A 6,787-nucleotide genomic window follows, 5' to 3' on the forward strand; every position below is an offset into this window, starting at 1 on the left:
CAGTTGAACATAATAAATAACAGAGAAACCGGTTGCTGGGCTTCATAGGGCCTGTCCCTCCGCCAGCTCGGGATAAGAGTATCCGCTCAATGAAATATCTTATCGTAAAAGGGTTTGCAATGTCAATATGATTCAGAAGAAATAGGCACCTATATTGAGGGAAAACAATGGAAATGCACACACAAAAAATAATAAATAGTATAGACTATTTGAAAATATATGTTATACTAATTCACAATTAGCAAAACACAAAAAACGATAAAGGAAGGTTTCATATGAACTCAGTTGATTTGACCGCTGATTTACAAGCCTTATTAACATGTCCAAATGTGCGTCATAATTTATCTGCAGCACAGCTAACAGAAAAAGTCCTCTCCCGAAACGAAGGCATTTTAACATCCACAGGTGCTGTTCGCGCGACAACAGGCGCTTACACAGGACGCTCACCTAAAGATAAATTCATCGTGGAGGAAGAAAGCACGAAAAATAAGATCGATTGGGGCCCGGTGAATCAGCCCATTTCAGAAGAAGCGTTTGAGCGGCTGTACACGAAAGTTGTCAGCTATTTAAAGGAGCGAGATGAACTGTTTGTTTTCGAAGGATTTGCCGGAGCAGACGAGAAATACAGGCTGCCAATCACTGTCGTAAATGAGTTCGCATGGCACAATTTATTTGCGCGGCAGCTGTTTATCCGTCCGGAAGGAAATGATAAGAAAACAGTTGAGCAGCCGTTCACCATTCTTTCTGCTCCGCATTTCAAAGCGGATCCAAAAACAGACGGCACTCATTCCGAAACGTTTATTATTGTCTCTTTCGAAAAGCGGACGATCTTAATCGGCGGAACTGAGTATGCCGGTGAAATGAAGAAGTCCATTTTCTCCATTATGAATTTCCTGCTGCCTGAAAGAGATATTTTATCTATGCACTGCTCCGCCAATGTCGGTGAAAAAGGCGATGTCGCCCTTTTCTTCGGACTGTCAGGAACAGGCAAGACCACCTTGTCGGCAGATGCTGACCGCAAGCTGATCGGTGACGATGAACATGGCTGGTCTGATACAGGCGTCTTTAATATTGAAGGCGGATGCTACGCTAAGTGCATTCATTTAAGCGAGGAAAAGGAACCGCAAATCTTTAACGCGATCCGTTTCGGGTCTGTTCTCGAAAATGTCGTTGTTGACGAAGATACACGCGAAGCCAATTATGATGATTCCTTCTATACTGAAAACACGCGGGCAGCTTACCCGATTCATATGATTGACAACATCGTGACTCCAAGCATGGCCGGCCATCCGTCAGCAATTGTATTTTTGACGGCTGATGCCTTCGGAGTCCTGCCGCCGATCAGCAAACTAACGAAGGAGCAGGCCATGTACCATTTCTTGAGCGGTTACACGAGTAAGCTTGCCGGAACCGAACGTGGTGTAACGTCTCCTGAAACGACGTTCTCTACATGCTTCGGCTCACCTTTCCTGCCGCTTCCTGCTCACGTCTATGCTGAAATGCTCGGCAAAAAGATCGATGAACACGGCGCAGACGTTTTCTTAGTCAATACCGGCTGGACCGGGGGCGGCTACGGCACAGGCGAACGAATGAAGCTTTCTTACACTAGAGCAATGGTCAAAGCAGCGATTGAAGGCAAATTAGAGGATGCTGAAATGATAACAGACGATATTTTCGGCCTGCACATTCCGGCACATGTTCCTGGCGTTCCTGATCATATTCTTCAGCCTGAAAACACGTGGACCAACAAGGAAGAATACAAAGAAAAAGCAGTCTACCTTGCAAATGAATTCAAAGAGAACTTTAAAAAGTTCGCACATACCGATGCCATCGCCCAGGCAGGCGGCCCTCTCGTATAAAAAACAAAAGCCAAGAGCAATTATGCTCTTGGCTTGTTTTAATTGACGGAATGCAAAGAAGTCAGCTTGTATGTAATGATGGTCCGGCCTTCTTCCCATTGAAGCTTCTGCACTTCAGCTGTGCCTGACTTTTCGCCAAACTTTGTTTTGCGTACATCCATTGGAATCTCCATCGGATATACTCGGTATCCGTCCTTCTCTAACGTGAATATATTTTCATCTATGCGAACTTCTTTTCCTTTTGTCACAATCAGTGTATTAAATTCAACAGGCATTCCCAAAGTGAAATCCCCTTTCGTTCTCTTTTTTCTTTATCATAACATATTTCACTGTCAGCGGTTTTTCATCCATTGTGTGAGCTGCCGCACGATACGCCGGTTTTCTTTTGGCGGGAAATAATGTGTGAATGTACTGTAGTACCATGTTTCCACCGGCTTATGCAGTTGTTTTAGCTTCTCTTCTAATAAATAGGAATGCTGAATCGAAACATTTTGGTCTTTTTCTCCATGGATTAACAGCACGGGAGCCTGAATTTTGTTTACTTGGTCAAACGGTGTCCTCCATTGATATTCCTCAGGCACCTTTTTCGGTGTTCCGCCGATGACTCTTTTCATCATTCGCCGCAAATCCTGCCGCTCCTCGTATGTAAGAATCATATCACTGACGCCTCCCCAGGAAACAAATGAAGCTGCCTGCCCGCCCATTTCGATCGCAGTGAGCATTCCCATAATTCCGCCGCGGGAAAAACCGAAGATATGGATTCTATCCTTCTTGACATTTGGGTGCTGCTGAAGCAGGCGAAAAGCAGAAAATGCATCCTCCCTGTCTTCTCCGGCAAAATCCTCATTGCCTTCTCCTCCTTGATTGCCTCTGTAAAAAGGAGCAAACACCACAAACCCTTGGGATGCAAACTGGATAATCCGGCCCGGCCGAACCATGCCCACGCTTTTAATCCCGCCGCGCAAATATAAAAATCCGTCATATTGTCCCGGTTCCGCCGGCTCAGCCAGAAGCCCCTTAACCCGTAATCCATTTGACAGATAGCAGATCGTATACAAACGCACATGCTGGCTTGGCGACGGAAATCTTCTTTTCTCTACAATCAAAACAGCCGCCTCCTTTTTTCTATATGCTTTCCTTACTCCAAAATTACATCCGGAGAACCTGGTTAGGCATTCACACATTTTTATACCCATCATACGATATGTAAAGCAAAAAAGGATATTAACTTGATGCGAAATAAGGAGGTTGTCTATGTGAACAGATGGTTAAGGCTGGGCTTCGCCTGTGTCGGCAGTATCTTTCTGATGTTCGCCCTGGCGGCTTGCAAGCAGGAAGAAACGCTCACCAAAGTCAAAGTAGCTGAAGTGACCCATTCAATTTTTTACGCACCTTTATATGTTGCTGAGTCTAAAGGTTTTTTTAAGGAAGAAGGGCTTGATGTCGATGTGAATACGACCTGGGGCGGAGATAAAACGATGACATCGCTTCTTTCCAACGGCTCCGACATCGCGCTTGTCGGGTCAGAAACATCTATTTATGTCGAAGCGCAAGGGGCTAAAGATCCCGTCATTAATTTCGCCCAGCTGACTCAGACAGACGGAACGTTTCTTGTCGCGAGAGAAGATGTTGAACACTTCGACTGGGATCAGCTGAAAGGAAAAACGTTTCTCGGTCAGCGAAAAGGCGGCATGCCGCAAATGGTCGGCGAGTATGTACTGAACAAACATAAGATTGACCCGCATAAGGATATAGACCTCATCCAGAACATAGACTTCGCCAATATTGCCAATGCGTTTGCTTCTGGAACCGGTGAGTATGTACAGCTCTTTGAACCGCAGGCTTCTCTCTTTGAGAAAAAAGGCATCGGCCATATCGTGGCTTCATTCGGAGAAGAATCAGGAGAGGTTCCTTATACGACTTTTATGGCGAAACAAAGCTATTTGAAGAAAAATGAAGACACAGCCGTCAAGTTTACAAAGGCCATTTATAAGGCGCAGCAGTGGGTTGAAAATCATTCTGCGAAGGACATCACAGATGCCATTAAAGATGAATTTGATGATACCGACCCAGACGTCATCGAAACATCCATTGAACGCTATAAAAAACAGCATTCATATTCGCCAGACCCTCTGCTTAACGAAAAAGAATGGGAGCTTCTCCAAACCATTATGGATCAATCGGGAGAACTGCCGAAGCACATTCCATACAATCAGCTTGTAATTAAAGAAATTGCTGAAAAAGTCACCTCGGAGAAATAGGAGGCGCCATCTATGTCTTTCTTACATGTCGACCATGTAACCCATACTTATTTTTCTATTAAAGAAAAAACAACGGCTGTGCGGGATATTCATTTCGATGCCGAAAAAGGCGATTTCATCTCATTTCTCGGCCCAAGCGGCTGCGGAAAAACAACACTGCTTTCCATTATTGCCGGTTTGATTGAGCCATCAGAAGGCAGAGTTCTGATTGAAGGCCGTGAGCCGAATCAAAAAGAACATAATATTGGCTATATGCTTCAGCAGGATTACTTATTTCCCTGGAAATCTATCGAGGAAAATGTGCTTCTCGGTTTAAAAATCGCCGACACGCTGACAGAAGAAAGCAAAGCCGCTGCACTCGGTCTATTGCCGGAGTTCGGCCTCATAGATGTGGAGAAAAAATATCCGAAAGAGCTGTCAGGCGGGATGCGCCAGCGGGCTGCGCTTGCAAGAACACTTGCGCCTAACCCTAGTCTGCTTTTGCTGGATGAGCCATTTTCCGCGCTTGATTTTCAGACAAAGCTGTCTTTGGAAAACCTGGTATTCCGCACATTAAAGGAATATCAAAAAACAGCAGTGCTTGTCACTCATGATATAGGGGAAGCGATAGCGATGAGCGATACGATCTTTTTATTTTCAAATCAGCCGGGCACCATCCATCAGATTTTTACCATTCCTAAGGAATTGGCCGCGATGTTGCCTTTTGACGCCCGTCAGGAACCTTCCTTCCAGACACTGTTTCAAACGATATGGAAGGAGCTGAATTCTCTTGAGAAACAGCAAAGAAACCATTGATCTGCTTCACGAGCAGTATCAATTCAAACAGAAAAAGGAAAAGTGGAAGGTCCATTCCTTTCAGCTTGCCATATTTATTCTCTTTTTCTCGGGCTGGGAAACCTCCAGCAGGCAGGGCTGGATCGATCCGCTGATCTTCAGCTCTCCCTCAGCTGTGTGGCGATTATTGCTGGAGAAACTTGGTGACGGTTCTTTACTGTCACACATCGGCGTCACTTTATTTGAAACGGTGCTTGGCTTTTTGCTTGGGACGTTTATGGGCACGTGCCTCGCCGCTTTGTTATGGTGGTCTAACCGACTTGCCAGAATTTTAGATCCGTATCTTGTGATTTTGAATGCAATGCCGAAAGTGGCCCTAGGCCCGATCCTGATTGTCGCGCTCGGTCCCAGTTTTATCAGCATCATTGCGATGGGAGCCATCATCAGCGTCATTATCACAACCATCGTTGTCTACACCGCCTTCCAAGAGGTCGACGAAAACTATACGAAAGTCATGAAAACATTCGGCGCAAAAAAGTGGGTTATTTTTAAAGAAGTCATACTGCCTGCATCTTCCCCCGCGATTATTTCAACACTAAAAGTGAACGTCGGTTTATCATGGGTTGGCGTCATTGTAGGGGAATTCCTCGTTTCGAAGGTCGGATTAGGATATATGATTATTTACGGATTCCAAGTCTTCAATTTTACACTCGTCTTCTTAAGCCTGCTGATCATCGCCATCTTCGCCACTCTGATGTATCAGGGCGTCGAGCTGCTGGAAAAGAAATGGACGAAGGGGAGGACATAAAAAACCCGGCACATGTGCCGGGTTTTTTATTCAATCCATCCAGATTCTTTCAGTTTTTTCAAGCTGATCGGAAGTACGGAATCCTTCATAATAAAGCTGAATTTTTTATTGCGGGAAAGGTTCTCCGGAAGCTCGTGAAACAAAACCGGGCCTTTCGTTTCAAAGTAATCAGCCTGCTTTTCAAGCTTTTCTATATCTGCAAAATATATATTTTTTACAATCACTTTTTCTTTTCCGAGAACTTTATACTGTCCGAGATACTTGAGGCTTTTGACTCTCGCGCCCGTCTCTTCCTTTACTTCCCGGAGCGCAGCCTCTTCTGCGCACTCCATCGGCTCTACTTTCCCGCCTGGAAACTCATAGCCTCTGTCCTCATGTTCTGTTAAAAGCCATTTGCCGCCAAAACGGCAAATCACCCAGACATGCTTCGGGCTGTCCGAGAAAGGCTGATCGTCAAAGGAAAGCTGAACAGTATTCTGATAATAATCTTTAAACTCGTACATGTTTATCCCTCAAATCCGTTCCTAGCTATCTTCCATACATCATACCACAGTTACGTTTCTTCGGAAGCCTTTTATCAAAAAATAAGGGACCCAGCACGCCGTCAGGTTCTGCATGCAGACTAGCTCGTACAGTTTTTTTGCGATACTTTTGCCGGAAAGTGCGACCGACGCTCTGGGCTTTATTATGACCCGCGAACAGGGAAAAGTTACGGTTTGCGCTTAAATTTATTTTTTAACGTTTCTAAAAGATCGACAAGCATCTGAGGAACCGGTATGCCAAGAGAACTGGCTGTCACAACAATTTGCACAGATTCATAAAGAATATAAAACATAATAGCCAAGTCACGAATTGATCCCTCTGTATTCAGCAGCTGATCAAAAAAGTGGCAGACAGAGATCAGAGCCAGCGTGACTAATTTTTTGACAAGCCGGGCAAATATCTTCTTAAACGACAGTTTGTGAATAATCGTTTCCTTCAAAGTCGTACTGATAAATTCAATTGCCATAAGAGAGAGCAAAATCAGAAATGAATACTGAAAACCTCCAAAGAAAAAACCCGCTGCTGAAACGCTGACTGCTATT

Annotated in this window: 8 protein-coding genes; 4 read left to right on the top strand and 4 right to left on the bottom strand. The window is 44.7% G+C overall.

The window, feature by feature from the left end; translation table 11 throughout:
- The first annotated feature begins 275 nt into the window (after positions 1-275).
- On the top strand, positions 276-1,859 hold the full coding sequence (gene pckA, locus RAC86_RS32980; protein WP_014480627.1) for a phosphoenolpyruvate carboxykinase (ATP): 1,584 nt from the start codon (positions 276-278) through the stop codon (positions 1,857-1,859).
- A gap of 38 nt (positions 1,860-1,897) precedes the next feature.
- On the opposite strand, the gene RAC86_RS32985 is transcribed toward pckA, so the two are convergent.
- Positions 1,898-2,140: a DUF2584 domain-containing protein gene (locus RAC86_RS32985; protein ID WP_004398611.1), complete on the bottom strand. Its 243-nt coding sequence runs from the start codon at positions 2,138-2,140 to the stop codon at positions 1,898-1,900.
- A 51-nt stretch (positions 2,141-2,191) separates the two neighbouring features.
- Positions 2,192-2,965 (bottom strand): alpha/beta hydrolase family protein, encoded by a 774-nt coding sequence (locus tag RAC86_RS32990; RefSeq protein WP_003246204.1) that lies wholly within the window; start codon positions 2,963-2,965, stop codon positions 2,192-2,194.
- Positions 2,966-3,115: 150 nt separating this feature from the next.
- Between RAC86_RS32990 and RAC86_RS32995 the strand changes: the two genes are divergently transcribed.
- Genes RAC86_RS32995 through RAC86_RS33005 form a run of 3 tightly spaced genes read left to right on the top strand, consistent with a single transcriptional unit; the run spans position 3,116 to position 5,702 of the window.
- Entirely contained in the window at positions 3,116-4,120 is a 1,005-nt protein-coding gene (locus RAC86_RS32995; RefSeq protein ID WP_377886521.1) for an ABC transporter substrate-binding protein, read from the top strand.
- Between the two features lie 12 nt (positions 4,121-4,132).
- Positions 4,133-4,915 (top strand): ABC transporter ATP-binding protein, encoded by a 783-nt coding sequence (locus RAC86_RS33000; protein WP_003229092.1) that lies wholly within the window; start codon positions 4,133-4,135, stop codon positions 4,913-4,915.
- Positions 4,890-5,702 (top strand): ABC transporter permease, encoded by an 813-nt coding sequence (locus tag RAC86_RS33005; protein WP_014477740.1) that lies wholly within the window; start codon positions 4,890-4,892, stop codon positions 5,700-5,702. Before RAC86_RS33000 ends, RAC86_RS33005 begins: the two co-directional genes overlap by 26 nt.
- Positions 5,703-5,728: 26 nt before the next feature.
- Here RAC86_RS33005 and ytkD read toward each other — a convergent pair whose 3' ends face one another.
- Positions 5,729-6,205, bottom strand: a complete 477-nt coding sequence (gene ytkD / locus RAC86_RS33010) for an RNA deprotection pyrophosphohydrolase (RefSeq protein ID WP_003229087.1) — start codon at positions 6,203-6,205, stop codon at positions 5,729-5,731.
- Between the two features lie 206 nt (positions 6,206-6,411).
- Positions 6,412-6,786 (bottom strand): phage holin family protein, encoded by a 375-nt coding sequence (locus RAC86_RS33015; protein ID WP_377886523.1) that lies wholly within the window; start codon positions 6,784-6,786, stop codon positions 6,412-6,414.
- Position 6,787: the final 1 nt, after the last annotated feature.

This window comes from Bacillus sp. LR_5 (genome assembly GCF_042709275.1).